The sequence below is a fragment of the Mycobacterium kyorinense genome (assembly GCF_001672775.1).
In the GTDB taxonomy this organism is placed as follows: Bacteria; Actinomycetota; Actinomycetes; order Mycobacteriales; family Mycobacteriaceae; genus Mycobacterium; species Mycobacterium kyorinense_A.
The window spans coordinates 1-16389 of the sequence record NZ_LZKJ01000037.1; the positions used below are offsets into that span (position 1 = coordinate 1).

Below are 16389 nucleotides of genomic sequence, written 5' to 3' on the forward strand. Positions count from 1 at the left end.
GGCCCTGCGCTGCCTCAAACGCCACCTCGCCCGCAACGTCTTTCGTCGCCTACACGCCGACCACCAAACCCGCCAACAACCCGACCTTCACGCAGCCGCTTGACATAGGAGCAATGTGTCCCCGGCCGACACGCCGAGCGTGCGGCCGGGGACACGCACGCTCGCGCCGAAAGGTTAGCGCCCGAAACCGGGCCGGCGGCGGCGCAGATAGCGCTCGAACTCCGCGGCCAGCGCGTCGCCGTCGATCTTGCCCAGCGCCTCGTGCATCTCGACGTCGGCGTCACCACGCTCCTCCAACGAGTGCACGTATTCGGCGATCTCCTCGTCTTCGGCAGTCATCTCCGTGACGGCTTGCTCCCACTCCTCGGCCTGCGCCGGCAGATCACCCAGCGGCACCTCGATGTCAAGCACGTCCTCGACGCGGCGCAGCAACGCCACCGTGGCCTTCGGGTTGGGTGGCTGCGAGACGTAATGCGGCACCGCCGCCCAGAACGTCACCGCAGGGATGCCGGCCGCCACGCAGGCATCCTGAAACACGCCGGCGATACCCGTCGGCCCCTCGTACCGGCTTTCCTCGAGGCCGAAGTGTCGCGCCGAGTCCGCGGAGTAGGCCGCCCCCGACACCGGCACCGGCCGGGTGTGTGGGGTGTCGGCCAGCAGCGCACCGAGGATCAGGACGGTGTCGACGTTGAGCTTGTCGGCGATGGCCAGCAGCTCGGCGCAAAACGTTCGCCAACGCATATTCGGCTCGACGCCGTGCATCAACACGATGTCGCGGTCACTGCCCGGCGGGCGGCAATGGGTGATCCGCATCGACGGCCACACCAGTTCCCGGGTGACGCCGTCAACCTGGCGGATCACCGGACGGTTGACCTGGTAGTCGTAGTAGGCCTCGTCGTCGATCTCGATAACCGGGTCGGCTTCCCAGATGGCGTCCAGGTGTTCGAGCGCGTCGCTGGCCGCGTCCCCGGCGTCGTTCCAGCCCTCGAACGCCGCCACGATGATGGTGTTGTGCAGTTCGGGCAGCGCGGCGCTGGGATCCGGCAAGGTCACAGCATCAGCGTACGGCTCGGTGAGGCAGCTCGCGGCCAGCGAAACCAGAGCATTTCCATAGTCCGGCTATGCTTGTGGGGATGACCTCCACCGGGTCGAGCTGGGCTGGGCGTCCAGACGTCGGGTGACGACGTAGACTTTTCTGGTCGAGAGGCGTTGCAACGGTTTTCTGGAGGGGGCCTGCCCCCCGTCCGGTATCCGCCACGCTCGGCAGAGTCAAGGACGCCTTCCGCTACGGAAGGAACGTACGTGAACACTTTCGCGCCCAACATCCGGCCGGACTGCACCGAGGAGCTGACGGCTGCGCTGCGCCGACGGATCATCGTGATCGACGGCGCGATGGGCACCGCGATCCAGCGGGACCGCCCCGACGAGGCCGGCTACCGCGGCGATCGGTTCACCGAGTGGCCGACCGCGCTGCAGGGCAACAACGACCTGCTCAACTTGACGCAGCCGCAGATCATCGACGGGATCCACCGCGAGTACCTCGAGGCGGGCGCCGACATCCTGGAGACCAACACGTTCAACGCGAATGCGATCTCGCTCTCCGACTACGACATGGTGGATCTGGCCTACGAACTGAACTACGTTGGTGCGGCCCTGGCCCGCACGGCCGCCGACGAATACAGCACTCCGGACAAGCCCCGCTACGTGGCCGGTACGCTCGGGCCGACGACGCGGACCGCGTCGATCTCGCCGGACGTCAACGACCCCGGCGCCCGCAACGTCTCCTACGATCAGCTCGTCGCCGCCTACCTCGAAGCCGCCAACGGTCTGGTCGACGGGGGCGCCGACATCATCCTCATCGAGACGATCTTCGACTCGCTGAACGCCAAGGCGGCGGTGTTCGCCGTCGAGACGCTGTTCGAGGACCGCGGACGCCGCTGGCCGGTCATCATCTCGGGCACCATCACCGACGCGTCCGGGCGCACCCTGTCCGGTCAGGTCACCGAGGCGTTCTGGAATTCGATCCGGCACGCCAGGCCGATTGCGGTGGGCCTCAACTGCGCCCTCGGCGCGCCGGAGATGCGGCCCTATATCGCCGAGATGGCGCGGATCGCGGACACCTTCATCTCCTGCTATCCAAATGCCGGCCTGCCCAATGCCTTCGGCGAGTACGACGAGACGCCGGAGCGTCAGGCCGGCTACATCGCCGACTTCGCCGACGCCGGCCTGGTCAACATAGTCGGGGGTTGCTGCGGAACGGCGCCGCCGCACATCGCCGAGATCGCCACGGTCGTCGAGGGCAAGCCGCCGCGCGAGCTGCCGAAGATCCCGGTGGCCACCCGGCTCTCGGGTCTGGAGCCGCTCAACATCACCGACGACTCGCTGTTCGTGAACATCGGTGAGCGCACCAACATCACCGGCTCCGCCCGCTTCCGCAACCTGATCAAGGCCGAGGACTACGACACCGCGCTGTCGGTGGCCCTGCAGCAGGTCGAGGTCGGTGCGCAGGTCATCGACATCAACATGGACGAGGGCATGATCGACGGCGTCGCCGCGATGGACCGGTTCACCAAGCTGGTCGCGGCCGAGCCGGACATCAGCCGCGTCCCGGTGATGATCGACTCCTCCAAATGGGAGGTCATCGAGGCAGGCCTGAAGAACGTGCAGGGCAAGCCGATCGTCAACTCGATCTCCATGAAGGAGGGCGAGGAGAAGTTCATCCGCGAGGCACGGCTGTGCCGCAAGTACGGCGCCGCCGTCGTCGTGATGGCCTTCGACGAGCAGGGCCAGGCCGACAACCTGGAGCGCCGCAAACAGATCTGCGGGCGCGCCTACCGGATCCTGACCGAAGAGGTCGGCTTTCCGCCCGAGGACATCATTTTCGACCCGAACTGCTTTGCGCTGGCGACCGGCATCGAGGAGCATGCGACCTACGGGATCGACTTCATCGAGGCCTGCGCCTGGATCAAGGAAAACCTTCCGGGAGTGCACATCTCAGGCGGTATCTCCAACGTGTCGTTCTCGTTCCGGGGCAACAACCCCGTCCGCGAGGCGATCCACGCGGTGTTCCTGTTCCACGCCATCAAAGCCGGCCTGGACATGGGCATCGTCAACGCCGGCGCGCTGGTGCCCTATGACTCGATCGACCCCGAGCTGCGGGACCGTATCGAGGATGTCGTGCTGAACCGTCGCGAGGACGCGGCCGAACGGCTCCTGGAGATCGCCGAACGGTTCAACAGCTCAGAGAAATCCGAGGACCCGGCGACCGCCGAATGGCGGGGCCTGCCGGTGCGCGAGCGGATCACCCACGCCCTGGTCAAGGGGATCGACGCCCACGTCGACGACGACACCGAGGAATTGCGGGCCGAGATCGCCGCCGCGGGCGGCCGCCCGATCGAGGTGATCGAGGGCCCGCTGATGGACGGCATGAACGTCGTCGGTGACCTCTTCGGCTCCGGCAAGATGTTTTTGCCCCAGGTCGTGAAGTCGGCCCGGGTGATGAAGAAGGCCGTCGCGTACCTGCTGCCGTTCATCGAGGCGGAGAAGGCGGAGAACGGCACGGTCGATTCCAAGGACACCAACGGCACCATCGTGATGGCGACCGTGAAGGGCGACGTCCACGACATCGGCAAGAACATCGTCGGAGTCGTCCTGCAGTGCAACAACTTCGAAGTGATCGACCTCGGGGTGATGGTGCCCGCCGAGAAGATTTTGGCCGCGGCGAACGAGCACGACGCCGACATCATCGGGCTGTCCGGACTGATCACCCCGTCGCTGGACGAGATGGCCAACTTCGCCGTCGAGATGGAACGCGAGGGGTTAAAGATCCCGCTGCTGATCGGCGGCGCGACCACCTCGCGCGCCCACACGGCCGTCAAGATCTCGCCGCGTCGCAGCGGTCCGGTGGTCTGGGTCAAGGACGCGTCCCGCTCGGTGCCGGTCGCTGCCGCGCTGCTCGACGACAAGCAGCGTCCCGCGCTGCTGGAGGCCACCGAGAAGGATTACGCGGCCCTGCGTGATCGGCACGCGCAGAAGAACGAGCGGCCGATGATGACGCTGGAGAAGGCCCGCGCGAACCGGACACCGATCGAGTGGGACGGCTACACACCGCCGGTGCCTGCTCAGGGCCTCGGCGTACGGGATTTCCATGATTACGACCTCGCCGAGCTGCGCGAATTCATCGACTGGCAGCCGTTCTTCAATGCCTGGGAGATGAAGGGCCGCTTCCCCGACATCCTCAACAATCCGGCCTCGGGCGAGGCCGCCCGCAAGCTGTACGACGACGCCCAGCAGATGCTCGACACCCTGATCACGGAGAAGTGGCTGACCGCCAACGCGGTGATCGGCTTCTTCCCGGCCAACGCGGTCGGGGACGATGTCGAGGTCTACACCGACGACACTCGCACCGAGGTGCTGGCCACGTTGCACAACCTGCGCCAGCAGGGCGAGCACCGGGAAGGCATCCCGAACCGGTCGCTGGGCGACTACATCGCCCCCAAAGACACGGGTCTGGCCGACTACGTCGGCGCCTTCGCCGTCACCGCGGGGCTCGGCAGCGGAGAGAAGATCGCGGAGTTCAAGGCAGCCCTCGACGACTACAGCGCGATCCTGCTGGAGTCGCTCGCCGACCGGCTGGCGGAGGCCTTCGCCGAACGGATGCACCAGCGGGTCCGCAAGGAGTTCTGGGGATTCCAGCCCGACGAGGCCTTGGACAACGAGGCACTCATCGCCGAGAAGTACCAGGGCATCCGTCCCGCCCCGGGCTACCCGGCCTGCCCGGAGCACACCGAGAAGGCGACGCTGTGGAAGCTGCTGGACGTCCACGAGCGGACCGGCATCGAGCTGACCGAATCGATGGCGATGTGGCCCGGCGCCGCCGTCAGCGGCTGGTATTTCTCGCACCCGCAGTCGCAGTACTTCGTGGTCGGCCGGATGGCCCAGGACCAGGTCGCCGACTACTCCAAGCGCAAGGGCTGGACCCTGCGGGAAGGTGAGCGCTGGCTGTCCTCCAACCTCGCCTACAACCCGGAGGACTGAGCCCGCGCCGCGACACCGCCCCGGCGCCGACGACGGCGACCTCGATCTCGGCGAAGTCCATGCCACACCGTACGTTGGAGACCCGTGGGACACGACGCGACTGCCCGTGCCGTTCGATTTGCGTCGGTCGCCGCGCTGGGCGGCCTGATTTTCGGCTACGACGTCTCGGTGACCAACGGTGCGGTTGCCGCGCTGCAGGACACCTTCCAGATCGGCAACGCGCTGCTGGGCTTCGCCTCCGGCGCGGGGCTCCTGGGCGCCGCGGGCGGCGCGATCCTCGCCGGACGAACCGCCGACCGGCTCGGCCGGGTGACGATGATGAAGCTGGCCGCGACATTGTTTTTCCTCTGCGGCCTGGGCACCGGCCTGGCACTCAATATTTGGCTGTTCATCGCGTTCCATCTGGTGGGCGGGGTCGGTATCGGCATCGCATCCGCCGTCGTGCCGGCGTACATCGCCGAAATCTCGCCGCCGGCCATCCGCGGCCGGCTCGGCTCACTGCAGCAACTCGCGATCGTGTTCGGCATCTTTTTAGCCCTGGCTGTGAACTGGCTGCCGTTTCACATCGCAGGCGGCCCGCAGGAAGAACTGTGGCTGGGCCTGGCCGCGTGGCGCTGGACGTTTTTGGCCGAGGTGGTGCCGGCAGTGATTTACGGCGCACTGGCCTTTACCCTTCCGCCGTCACCGCGCCACCTTGTTGCAGAACACCGTATTCCGGAGGCTCGGCAAGTGCTCTCGATGGTGCTGGACGAGCGCGACGTCGACGTCACCGTGGCGCGGATCACCGAAACGCTGCGTGTCGAAAAGCCACCGTCGTGGCGTGACCTGCGCGCACCGAGCGGCGGCCTGCACGGCATTGTCTGGGTCGGGCTGGGGCTGGCCGTCTTTCAGCAGTTCATCGGTATCACGGTGATCTTCTTCTACGGCAGCGTGTTGTGGCAGGCGGTCGGGTTCGGCGAACAGTCGTCGTTCACCATCGCGTTGGTCACATCTGTGGTCAATGTCCTCATCACCGTGGTGGCCATCGCACTCATCGACAAGGTCGGTCGCAGGCCGCTGCTGCTGACCGGGTCGGCCGGCATGGCGTTGATGCTGTTGACGATGACCGTCGTATTCGCCAGCGGCCCAGTCGTCGACGGCACACCGCACCTGTCGGAGACGTCGGGACTCATCGCGTTGATCGCGGCCAACGTCTTCGTGATCGCCTTCGGTGTGTCCTGGGGGCCGATCCTGTGGGTGGCGCTGGGCGAGATCTTCCCCAACCGCATCCGGGCCGCCGCGGCCGGACTGGCCGCCGCCGGCCAGTGGGTGGCCAACTTCACGATCGCCTTCACGTTCCCGGCGTTGCGACAGGTGCTCGGCCTCGCCTACGGCTTCTACACCCTGTGTGCGGTGCTGTCGTTTGTGTTCGTGTGGCGGTGGGTGCGCGAGACCAAAGGCGTGTCCTTGGAAGACATGCACGCCGACTTGTCTGCCGAGGAGCCGGAGCACAGCCAGCGGGCCGACGAGAAACTGCCGTGACTTTGCTGGCCCGCGCATGAAACAATCGCTGCCCGTGAAGAGTTTCGAGGATCTGTTCGCCGAGCTCGGTGAGCGTGCCCGAACCCGGCCGCCCGGCAGCGCGACGGTGGCCGCACTGGACGGCGGCGTGCACGCGCTGGGGAAGAAGATCCTGGAAGAGGCCGGCGAAGTCTGGCTGGCCGCCGAACACGAACCCGACGAGGCACTCGCCGAGGAGATCAGCCAATTGCTGTACTGGACGCAGGTGTTGATGATCTCCCGCGGGCTGACGCTGCACGACGTGTACCGGAAGTTGTGATGCTGCGCGTCGCGGTTCCCAACAAGGGCGCATTAAGTGAGCCGGCCACCGAGATCCTCGCCGAGGCCGGGTATCGCCGTCGCACCGATCCCAAGGACCTGACTGTCCTCGACCCGGTGAACAACGTGGAGTTCTTTTTCCTGCGGCCCAAGGATATTGCCATCTACGTGGGCTCTGGGGAGCTTGATTTCGGGATCACCGGCCGCGATTTGGCGCGTGAGTCCGAGGCTCCGGTGCGCGAACGGCTGGCACTGGGCTTCGGCTCCTCGAGCTTCCGCTATGCGGCCCCGGCCGGGCGTGACTGGACTATGGCCGACCTTGCCGGACGGCGCATCGCCACCGCCTATCCCAATCTGGTGCGAAAAGACTTGGCCGACAGGGGCATTGACGCCACCGTTATCCGGCTCGACGGGGCGGTGGAGATCTCGGTGCAACTCGGTGTCGCGGACGCCATCGCCGACGTGGTGGGGTCTGGGCGGACGCTGAGCCTGCATGATCTGGCGGCCTTCGGTGAACCGCTGTGCGATTCCGAGGCGGTGCTCATCGAGCGGGCCGACCCGCAGGAAGGCAGCAACGCCCGTGACCAACTGGTGGCGCGGGTGCAGGGGGTCGTTTTCGGCCAGCAATATCTGATGCTGGACTACGACTGTCCGCGTTCTGTTCTGGACGACGCCACGTCGATCACCCCGGGACTGGAATCACCGACGATCGCGCCGCTGGCCGACCCGGATTGGGTGGCAGTGCGCGCGCTGGTTCCGCGGCGGGACGTCAATGCCACCATGGACCGGCTGGCCGCCATCGGAGCCAAGGCCATTTTGGCCTCCGACATCAGGTTCTGCCGATTCTGAGGTAGACCGGCATCGGCGCCGTTGCTGTGTTAGCGTCCGGCTAACCCATTCCCGCCCCAGGAGGGCTGCCGTGACGCATTCCCTTGTCCTGTTGCTTGCCCTGTTGATCGGAGTCGTCGCCGGTCTGCGTGCCCTGACGGCGCCCGTGGTGGTCGCGTGGGCCGCCATATTCCAATGGATCAACTTGGACGGCACATGGGTGTCGTGGCTGGCTCATCCGGTGACCGTTGCCGTGCTGACGATTCTCGCACTCATCGAACTGGTTACCGACAAGCTTCCCTCCACACCGAGTCGCACCGCGGTGATGTCGTTTGCTGCCCGAATCATCTTGGGCGCCTTCGCCGGCGCCGTGATCGGCACGGCATGGGGCTATCGGTGGGGAGCACTGGGCGCCGGCATCATCGGCGCGGTGCTGGGCACCCTGGGCGGCTATCAGGCACGCACCAGGCTGGCTGCCGCTCACGGCCATGACCTCTCGGTCGCCTTGCTCGAGGACGCGGTAGCGGTGCTGGGCGGATTCGCCATCGCGGCGATGACGGCCGTTCTGTGACAAGGCGTTTCGACGCCATCGTGGTAGGTGCGGGTCAGGCGGGCCCGCCGCTGGCCGGCCGGTTGACCGCCGCCGGTCAGCGCGTTGCGGTGGTGGAGCGCAAGCTGATCGGCGGCACCTGCGTCAACACCGGGTGCATACCCACCAAGACGTTGGTGGCCAGCGCACACGCCGCGCAGCTGGCTCGCCGCGGCGGCGACTACGGCTTCGGCGCCGGCACCGTCACTGTGGACATGGCGAAAGTCAAAGCGCGCAAAGACCACATCATGCTCGCCGACCGCCAGGGCGTCGAAGACTGGCTGGCCGGGATGGATGGCTGCACCGTGATACGCGGCCATGCCCGGTTCGAGGATCCCCACACGTTGCGCGTCGGTGACGACACCTTGCAGGCCGACCGGATCTTTCTCAACCTCGGCGGTCGGGCGGTGATACCGGACATCCCCGGGCTCTCCGATGTCGAGTACCTCACCAACGCGTCGATCCTCGAACTCGACACGTTGCCGGAGCATCTGGTGATCGTCGGCGGTAGCTACATTGCACTGGAGTTCGCGCAGATGTACCGCCGCTTCGGTGCCCGGGTGACTGTCGTCGAAAAAGGGCCACGACTGGCGTCACGCGAAGACGAGGACATCTCCGCCGCGATCCGGACAATCCTGGAAGGCGACGGAATCGATATCGTCGTCGGCGCCGACGATATCCGGGTAGCCAAGCGTGGCAACGGTTTCGACCTGACACCTCGTGACGGCGGGGCGCCGATCGCCGGCAGCCATCTGCTGGTGGCGGTGGGCCGACGGCCCAACACCGATGATCTCGGCCTGGAGCACGCCGGTGTGCACACCGACGAGCGCGGATACATCACGGTCGACGATCAGCTGAGGACCACCGCCGAGCACATCTGGGCGATGGGGGACTGCAACGGCAAGGGCGCGTTCACCCACACGTCGTACAACGATTTCGAGATCGTGGCAGCCAACCTGCTCGACGGTGATCCGCGCCGGGTCAGTGACCGCATCACCACTTATGCGCTCTATATCGATCCGCCGCTGGGCCGCGCCGGCATGACCGTCGAGCAGGCGCGCGCCTCGGGCCGCCGAACCCTGATCGGTCAGCGGCCGATGACGCGCGTCGGTCGCGCCGTGGAAAAGGGTGAGACACAAGGGTTTATGAAGGTCGTCGTCGACGCGGACACCGACGAGATCCTCGGCGCCGCCATCCTCGGCGTCGGCGGCGACGAATGCATCCACGCGATCCTGGACGTGATGTCGGCGAAAGCGCCCTACACCACGCTGTCGCGCACGATGCACATCCACCCCACGGTCAGCGAACTGATACCCACGATGCTGCAGGAGATGTCGCCGCTGCACTAGCCCGACGTCAACGGCGTTGCACCAGCAGGGTTTGCGCAGAGGTACCGATGAACCCGTCGCGGTCGAAGATCTCGGAGGTGGTGACCCCGATGCCGTCGGGACCGATCGAACCGCGGGCGCGCAGCCCGAAGTCGGCGCCACGCGGGGCGCGGTGCAGATGCACGACGGTGTCGGTGTTCATGAAGACAAATCGCTGCGGGTCCAGCGCTGCGCCAACACCGTTGGCCGAATCGACGACCATGGCCAGGTTCTGCAACGGGGTGGTGTCTTCGGCGTCGACGACATGCACCCGCGGACGCAGCCACCATACGGCCGCACCGGCCGGATCGTCGGGTTGCCGTCGCCAGTCCACCGATTTCAGGTAGCCCTCGACATTCCACCAATGCGGCGGCAGCGGTTCGGCCGGACCCTCGGTCAGCGGTGGGTAGCGGTCACGAGCCACGTCGGCGGTGTCACTAGAGGCCAGCGCCCAGGCGCTCACTCGCGCCACCGGACGCTCGCTACCGTCGCGCATCTCGGCGGCCAACAACGAGATTCGCTTACCCGGGCGCTCTATCCAGGCGCGCACCGATACCGGCGCCACCGGGATGGCCCCCAGTATGTCGAGGCTGAGCCGCCCGATCCGCAAGGGCGAGTCAGCAATCAACTCTTCGATGGTCTTGGTCAACAGCGCCAGTGGCGGTGACCCGTGCTGCAGGTCGGGCGCCCAGTTGCTGCGGGTGAAATCGGTGGATTCAAACGTCAGGACATCGGCTTCGGTGGGGAGCCGACGGTAGTGGCAGCCGGTCACGCGGCCGGGTCTGCCCGGTGCAGGACGGTGTCGGCGTCACCCTCGTGGGGGTGCTCCGGCCAGCCGGGGTACGGCGGCGGTGTGCCGCCATAGACGGGGCAGTGCGCCCGGTGTGCACACCAGTCGCACAGCCGCGACGGCCGGGGGCGGAAATCGCCTGTCGCCCCTGCCGATTGGATGGCCCGCCAGATCGCGATCAACGTCTTCTCGAAGCGCAGCAGTTCGTCCTCGTCGGGCGTGTAGTCCAGCAGCTGGCCATCTGCCAGGTAGATCAGTCGCAGCCGGGTGGGCAGCACGCCGCGGGAACGCAGCAGCGCCACGGCGTAGAACTTCATCTGGAACAGCGCCTTGAACTCGGCGAGGGCCCGGCCTTCCGGCGGCGCCTTCCCTGTCTTGTAGTCGACGACCCGCAGCTCGCCGGTGGGCGCGACGTCGATCCGGTCGATGAATCCCCGCAGCAGCGTGCCGTCGGCCAGTTCGACCTCTACCCGCTGCTCGCAGCTTTGCGGATCGAGCCGAGTCGGGTCTTCGAGCCGGTAGTAGCCCGACAGCAAGGCGCGCGCCTCGTCGAGAAGTCGGCTGCGCAGCTCGGGCTCTACGCTGTCGGTCAGGCCGGGGTCCTCGGCGACCACCTGGTCCCATGCCGGGCCCACCAGCGCTTGGGCGGTCTCTGGCACCCGCTGTGGTGCCGGCAGCGCATACAGCTGCTCCAGCGCGGCATGCACCAGCGACCCCCGCAGCTGCGCCGACGATGGCGGCTCGGGTAACCGGTCGATCGCCCGGAACCGATACAGCAGCGGACATTGTTTGAAATCGGCCGCGCGCGACGGCGACAACGCCGGCCGCGAGCGAGGCGCATCCGGTTGGCCGGTCATGGCAGCAGCTTAGGAGCAACCGCCGACAACCCCAGCCACCGAAGACGGCGCGTCTGCTGGCAGGCTAGGCGATTATGTCCGCAACCGGCCCGTTCACCGTCGGTGACCGCGTGCAACTCACCGACGCCAAGGGCCGGCACTACACGATGGTGCTGAGCCCGGGCAGCGAGTTCCACACCCACCGTGGGGCAATCGCGCACGACGCGGTGATCGGGCTGCCGGAAGGCAGCGTGGTCAAATCCACCAACGGCGACCCGTTCCTGGTGCTGCGTCCGCTGCTGGTCGACTACGTGATGTCGATGCCCCGCGGGGCGCAGGTCGTCTATCCCAAAGACGCCGCCCAGATCGTGCACGAGGGCGACATCTTTCCCGGCGCCCGGGTGCTCGAGGCCGGCGCCGGGTCAGGTGCGTTGACCTGCTCGCTGCTGCGCGCGGTCGGCCCAGGCGGGCAACTGATCTCGTACGAGGTGCGCGCCGACCACGCGGAGCATGCCCGACGCAATGTGGAGACCTTTGTCGGGCGCCCACCGGACAACTGGCAGCTGATCGTCGAGGATCTCGTGGACTGCGATCTGGCGGACGGCTCGATCGACCGGGTGGTCCTCGACATGCTCGCGCCGTGGGATGTGCTCGAGGCGGTGGCGCGGGTATTGGTCGCCGGCGGTGTGCTGATGATCTATGTCGCTACCGTCACCCAGCTGTCCAAGACCGTGGAGGCGCTGCGCGAGCAGCAGTGCTGGACCGAACCGCGCGCCTGGGAAACGATGCAGCGCGGCTGGAACGTCGTCGGCCTAGCCGTGCGGCCGCAGCACAACATGCGCGGCCATACCGCATTTCTGGTGTCGGCCCGCCGGCTGGCGCCCGGGACCGTGACCCCAACACCGCTGCGCCGCAAGCGTTGAGCCCCGGTTAGTCGTCGCTGCGCGACAACCCGCGCCGCACCGACAGCAGTTCGAATTCGGGGTGGGCGGCCACCAGTCGTTCCGCCGAGTCGAGCACATCCACGACGTGGCTGCGGTCTGCGCCCACGACGGCGACGCCGAGACCGGCACGCCGGTACAGGTCATGCGACGCCGTCTCGGCGGCCGACACGCTGAACTTACGGCGCAACTCCGCCACGACCGGACGGATCACCGACCGCTTCTGCTTGAGTGACCGCACATCACCGAGCAGCAGATCGAACTCGAGCCAGCCGATCCACACGGGTCAGGGAGTGGGCGATGCCGACAGGCCGGGCGCAGTTCCGCTGAAGGTCAACAACATCTCCGCGGTTCGCTGGGACAGCTGCCAGCCCCCTTGGTAGGGCTTGAACTCCATCGGGAACGAAAATCCGGCCGGACCGGGATGCGGCGTGCTGACGTCGACGGTGGCTACCACGTCGGCTGGGTTACGGTCCGACCACGCGATGTCCCTGGCTTCGAACGTCACCGGGGCATACCCACCGTCGAGCAGCGCGGTGGCGAATTTGTCCAGCGCCGCAGCATCGTCAGGGGTGGCACCCTCGACCAGGTCGAGTTTGTCGCTCCCGGGGACCCCGGGATCTGCCAGGCGGTACAGCACATCGGTGAGGGCCTCCGGCGGCGGCACGGGAGCAACCGGCCTGGCCTCCGAGGTCAACACAGCCGACGCCGGCGTCGACGCGGCAGCCGAAGAACTCGACGTTCCAGCGGCAGGTTCATGGCCCGAGCACCCCGACAGCCCGAACGCCGCCACAATCGTGGCGGCGCTCAGGGCGGCGATGAAGTACCTGGCGACTGGCAAAGCGTCCAGCAGCGGTCAGCCCGCCGCCTGGAACTGCTGCACCAGCGACATCGCGGATGCGCGGGACAGCTTCCAGCCGCCTTGGTTGACGAAGGTGATGTTCTGAGTGGTCGGTGCCAGGTTCGGGCCGCTGGCGGTGACGTCCGCCGACGCCGTACCCGGACCGGCCGGTGCGATATTGGCCACGTTGAACGACAGCGGCAGCGAACCGCGCTGCGCGGCTTTCTGCAATTGGCGGTCGGCGAGGCGGCCTTCGACCCCGCCGACGCCGCCCTCGACCAAGTTGGCCTTGCCGGCGAAGGGAACGCTGGGGTTCTGCAGTTCGTTGAGGACAGTGATCAGCTCGCCGGCAGTCGGCACGTCTGCGGCGGGATCCAACGGGAGCGGCGCACCGAACACAACCGGTTGCACTTGGGGCACAGCCTCGGTAGACGTTGCACTGAACGCCATACCGGCGGCTGCCGCACCGATTGCGGCGACGGCGGCAACACCCGTGGCTAGGGATTTCACGGTGACGATTGTCCTCTCGATCAGACTGACTTGAACTAAATGTTAACTCTGGGTCAGTGTGCCCTATTTCGAGATCCCGCATGATTCCGAAATCGCCGGTAGCGTTGAAGTATCCGCCGCGCCTCCTTCCGGGGCGAGAAAGGAGCGCAACATGGGTGAGTCAGAGCGTGACGCGTTCGAAGCCTCCCGCGAACCCGACTTGTCCAGCGACGATGCGGCCGAGCTGGAAGAGTTGCGTCGTGAGGCGGCGATTTTGCGCGAGCAGTTGGATAACGCTGTCGGGCCGCAAAGTGCCGCGCGCAGCGCCCGTGATGTGCATCAACTCGAGGCGCGCATCGACTCGCTTGCGGCGCGTAATTCCAAATTGATGGAAACCCTCAAGGAAGCTCGCCAGCAACTGCTCGCGTTGCGTGAGGAAGTCGACCGGCTCGGGCAGCCGCCCAGCGGTTACGGCGTCCTGTTGGCCACCCACGACGACGACACCGTCGACGTGTTCACCTCGGGCCGCAAGATGCGGCTGACGTGCTCGCCCAACATCGATGTCAACTTGCTGAAGAAGGGCCAGACGCTTCGTCTGAACGAGGCGCTGACCGTCGTCGAGGCCGGCACCTATGAATCGGTCGGTGAGATCTCGACCCTGCGGGAGATCCTGGGCGACGGTCACCGGGCCCTGGTCGTCGGCCACGCCGACGAGGAACGCATTGTCTGGCTGGCCGAGCCACTGGTCGCCGCCGATTTGCCGGAGGGCGTTCCGGATGCGCTCAACGACGACACCCGTCCGCGCAAGTTGCGCCCCGGCGACTCGCTGCTGGTCGATACCAAGGCGGGGTATGCGTTCGAACGCATCCCCAAGGCTGAGGTCGAGGACTTGGTGCTCGAAGAGGTGCCCGACGTCAGCTACGAGGACATCGGTGGTCTGACTCGCCAGATCGAGCAGATCCGCGACGCGGTGGAGTTGCCGTTCCTGCACAAGGAGCTCTACAAGGAGTACGCGTTGCGCCCGCCCAAAGGGGTGCTGCTCTACGGCCCGCCCGGCTGCGGTAAAACGCTGATCGCCAAGGCCGTCGCCAATTCGCTGGCCAAGAAGATGGCCGAGGTGCGCGGCGACGACGCCCGCGAGGCCAAGTCGTACTTCTTGAACATCAAGGGTCCCGAACTGCTGAACAAGTTCGTCGGCGAAACCGAGCGGCACATCCGGCTGATCTTCCAGCGAGCCCGGGAAAAGGCGTCCGAGGGCACCCCGGTGATCGTGTTCTTCGACGAGATGGACTCGATCTTCCGTACCCGCGGCACCGGTGTCTCCTCCGACGTCGAAACGACCGTGGTCCCGCAGCTGCTGAGCGAGATCGACGGCGTGGAGGGGCTGGAGAACGTCATCGTGATCGGTGCCTCCAACCGCGAGGACATGATCGACCCGGCGATCCTGCGGCCCGGACGTCTCGACGTGAAGATCAAGATCGAGCGTCCGGACGCCGAAGCGGCGCAGGACATCTTCTCCAAGTACCTCACCGAGGAACTGCCGGTGCACGCCGACGATCTCGCCGAGTTCGGCGGCGACCGTTCGCTGTGCATCAAGGCGATGATCGAGAAGGTCGTCGACCGGATGTACGCCGAAATCGACGACAACCGGTTCTTAGAGGTCACCTACGCCAACGGCGACAAGGAAGTCATGTACTTCAAGGACTTCAACTCCGGGGCGATGATCCAAAACGTCGTCGACCGGGCCAAGAAGAACGCCATCAAGTCGGTGCTGGAGACCGGCCAGCCCGGTCTGCGCATTCAGCACCTGCTCGACTCGATCGTCGACGAGTTCGCCGAGAACGAGGACCTGCCCAACACCACCAATCCCGATGACTGGGCACGGATCTCGGGCAAGAAGGGCGAGCGGATCGTCTACATCCGCACGCTGGTCACCGGCAAGAGTTCCAGTGCCAGCCGCGCGATCGACACCGAATCCAACCTCGGCCAGTACCTGTAGCCACCATTCGCGCGAGCGTGCGTGTCCCCGGTCGACACGCCGAGCAAATCACTGGATTCGCGCACGCTCGCGGCGGCGACCGTGCCCACCGAGCCGTCGCCTAGTCTTTAGAGCATGCAACGAATCATCGGGACCGAGGTCGAGTACGGCATCTCGTCGCCGTCGGACCCGACCGCGAACCCGATCCTGACCTCCACGCAGGCGGTGCTGGCCTATGCCGCCGCCGCGGGTATCCAGCGCGCCAAGCGCACCCGCTGGGATTACGAGGTGGAATCGCCACTGCGAGATGCCCGCGGCTTCGACCTGAGCCGCTCGGCCGGGCCGCCGCCGGTGGTCGACGCCGACGAGGTCGGCGCGGCCAACATGATCCTGACCAATGGTGCGCGGCTCTACGTCGACCACGCCCACCCGGAATACTCCGCTCCCGAATGCACCGACCCGCTCGACGCGGTGATCTGGGACAAGGCCGGCGAGCGGGTGATGGAGGCCGCCGCCCGCCATGTCGCCAGCGTGCCCGGGGCGGCCAAACTGCAGCTGTACAAGAACAACGTCGACGGCAAGGGCGCCTCGTACGGCTCGCACGAGAACTACCTGATGTCAAGGCAGACGCCGTTCTCCGCGGTGATCGCGGGACTGACCCCGTTTTTGGTGTCGCGTTTGAGCGTGGTTTCCAGCCCGACTTCGACCTCGATGTAGTCGGCCCGCTGGGACAACTGGAAGCCGGGCTCGTCGCCGGCAGGGCCGATGCCGACTCGGCCGGAGCCGGTCACCACCTGCCGCGACACCAAAAACGGGGTCAGTCCCGCGATCACCGCGGAGAACGGCGTCTGCCTTGACATCAGGTAGTTCTTTGG

At 66.6% G+C, this 16389-nt stretch carries 15 protein-coding genes and 1 pseudogene; 9 read left to right on the forward strand and 7 right to left on the reverse strand.

The features are described from left to right. Positions 1 to 174: 174 nt before the first annotated feature. Positions 175 to 1053, reverse strand: a complete 879-nt coding sequence (locus A5707_RS02950; RefSeq protein WP_197495229.1) for a PAC2 family protein — start codon at positions 1051 to 1053, stop codon at positions 175 to 177. Between the two features lie 249 nt (positions 1054 to 1302). Here A5707_RS02950 and metH point away from each other — a divergent pair, with 249 nt between their 5' ends. The 6 genes from metH (at position 1303) to A5707_RS02980 (ending at position 9621) form a co-directional block, all read left to right on the forward strand. After that, entirely contained in the window at positions 1303 to 5037 is a 3735-nt protein-coding gene (metH, locus tag A5707_RS02955; protein ID WP_065013035.1) for a methionine synthase, read from the forward strand. An 84-nt stretch (positions 5038 to 5121) separates the two neighbouring features. Next, positions 5122 to 6558 (forward strand): sugar porter family MFS transporter, encoded by a 1437-nt coding sequence (locus tag A5707_RS02960; protein WP_065013036.1) that lies wholly within the window; start codon positions 5122 to 5124, stop codon positions 6556 to 6558. A gap of 16 nt (positions 6559 to 6574) precedes the next feature. Continuing rightward, the gene (locus tag A5707_RS02965) at positions 6575 to 6856 is read left to right on the forward strand and encodes a phosphoribosyl-ATP diphosphatase (RefSeq protein ID WP_065013037.1); all 282 of its coding nucleotides are present in this window, start codon (positions 6575 to 6577) and stop codon (positions 6854 to 6856) included. Beyond that, the gene (gene hisG / locus A5707_RS02970) at positions 6856 to 7704 is read left to right on the forward strand and encodes an ATP phosphoribosyltransferase (RefSeq protein WP_065013038.1); all 849 of its coding nucleotides are present in this window, start codon (positions 6856 to 6858) and stop codon (positions 7702 to 7704) included. Before A5707_RS02965 ends, hisG begins: the two co-directional genes overlap by 1 nt. A 70-nt stretch (positions 7705 to 7774) precedes the next feature. Next, positions 7775 to 8254 carry a DUF4126 family protein gene (locus A5707_RS02975; protein WP_065013039.1) on the forward strand — a complete coding sequence of 160 codons (480 nt, stop codon included), beginning with the start codon at positions 7775 to 7777 and terminating at the stop codon, positions 8252 to 8254. Then, positions 8251 to 9621: an FAD-containing oxidoreductase gene (locus tag A5707_RS02980; protein ID WP_065013040.1), complete on the forward strand. Its 1371-nt coding sequence runs from the start codon at positions 8251 to 8253 to the stop codon at positions 9619 to 9621. The genes A5707_RS02975 and A5707_RS02980 overlap by 4 nt, the downstream gene beginning before the upstream one ends. A gap of 7 nt (positions 9622 to 9628) precedes the next feature. Here the strand turns inward: A5707_RS02980 and A5707_RS02985 are convergent, their stop codons facing one another. Next, positions 9629 to 10411 carry a thioesterase family protein gene (locus A5707_RS02985; RefSeq protein WP_065013041.1) on the reverse strand — a complete coding sequence of 261 codons (783 nt, stop codon included), beginning with the start codon at positions 10409 to 10411 and terminating at the stop codon, positions 9629 to 9631. Then, positions 10408 to 11286, reverse strand: a complete 879-nt coding sequence (locus A5707_RS02990; RefSeq protein WP_065013042.1) for a RecB family exonuclease — start codon at positions 11284 to 11286, stop codon at positions 10408 to 10410. The genes A5707_RS02985 and A5707_RS02990 overlap by 4 nt, the downstream gene beginning before the upstream one ends. A gap of 74 nt (positions 11287 to 11360) precedes the next feature. Between A5707_RS02990 and trmI the strand changes: the two genes are divergently transcribed. Beyond that, entirely contained in the window at positions 11361 to 12188 is an 828-nt protein-coding gene (gene trmI, locus A5707_RS02995; protein WP_065013043.1) for a tRNA (adenine(58)-N(1))-methyltransferase TrmI, read from the forward strand. Between the two features lie 7 nt (positions 12189 to 12195). Here trmI and A5707_RS03000 read toward each other — a convergent pair whose 3' ends face one another. The 3 genes from A5707_RS03000 to A5707_RS03010 are packed head-to-tail and all read right to left on the reverse strand — an operon-like array spanning position 12196 to position 13566. Continuing rightward, positions 12196 to 12489: a DUF503 domain-containing protein gene (locus A5707_RS03000; protein WP_065013044.1), complete on the reverse strand. Its 294-nt coding sequence runs from the start codon at positions 12487 to 12489 to the stop codon at positions 12196 to 12198. 3 nt (positions 12490 to 12492) lie between these two features. Beyond that, on the reverse strand, positions 12493 to 13047 hold the full coding sequence (locus A5707_RS03005) for a hypothetical protein (RefSeq protein ID WP_232000609.1): 555 nt from the start codon (positions 13045 to 13047) through the stop codon (positions 12493 to 12495). A 15-nt stretch (positions 13048 to 13062) separates the two neighbouring features. Next, complete coding sequence (locus A5707_RS03010) at positions 13063 to 13566, reverse strand: hypothetical protein (RefSeq protein ID WP_065013045.1); 504 nt, start codon at positions 13564 to 13566, stop codon at positions 13063 to 13065. Positions 13567 to 13708: 142 nt separating this feature from the next. Here A5707_RS03010 and arc point away from each other — a divergent pair, with 142 nt between their 5' ends. Next, positions 13709 to 15535 carry a proteasome ATPase gene (gene arc / locus A5707_RS03015; RefSeq protein ID WP_065013046.1) on the forward strand — a complete coding sequence of 609 codons (1827 nt, stop codon included), beginning with the start codon at positions 13709 to 13711 and terminating at the stop codon, positions 15533 to 15535. A 114-nt stretch (positions 15536 to 15649) separates the two neighbouring features. After that, positions 15650 to 16210, forward strand: a pseudogene (gene dop / locus A5707_RS03020) (pup deamidase/depupylase); the annotation flags it as partial. Here the strand turns inward: dop and A5707_RS23005 are convergent. Continuing rightward, the gene (locus A5707_RS23005) at positions 16123 to 16374 is read right to left on the reverse strand and encodes a proteasome accessory factor PafA2 family protein (protein ID WP_419866382.1); all 252 of its coding nucleotides are present in this window, start codon (positions 16372 to 16374) and stop codon (positions 16123 to 16125) included. The pseudogene dop and the gene A5707_RS23005 overlap by 88 nt on opposite strands. Positions 16375 to 16389: the final 15 nt, after the last annotated feature.

Coding starts and splice junctions, on each gene's coding strand:
- arc (WP_065013046.1), top strand. CDS start 13,709: ATGGGTGAGTCAGAGCGTGACGCGTTCGAAGCCTCCCGCGAACCCGAC.
- A5707_RS02965 (WP_065013037.1), top strand. CDS start 6,575: ATGAAACAATCGCTGCCCGTGAAGAGTTTCGAGGATCTGTTCGCCGAG.
- A5707_RS02990 (WP_065013042.1), bottom strand. CDS start 11,286: ATGACCGGCCAACCGGATGCGCCTCGCTCGCGGCCGGCGTTGTCGCCG.
- trmI (WP_065013043.1), top strand. CDS start 11,361: ATGTCCGCAACCGGCCCGTTCACCGTCGGTGACCGCGTGCAACTCACC.
- A5707_RS23005 (WP_419866382.1), bottom strand. CDS start 16,374: ATGTCAAGGCAGACGCCGTTCTCCGCGGTGATCGCGGGACTGACCCCG.
- hisG (WP_065013038.1), top strand. CDS start 6,856: ATGCTGCGCGTCGCGGTTCCCAACAAGGGCGCATTAAGTGAGCCGGCC.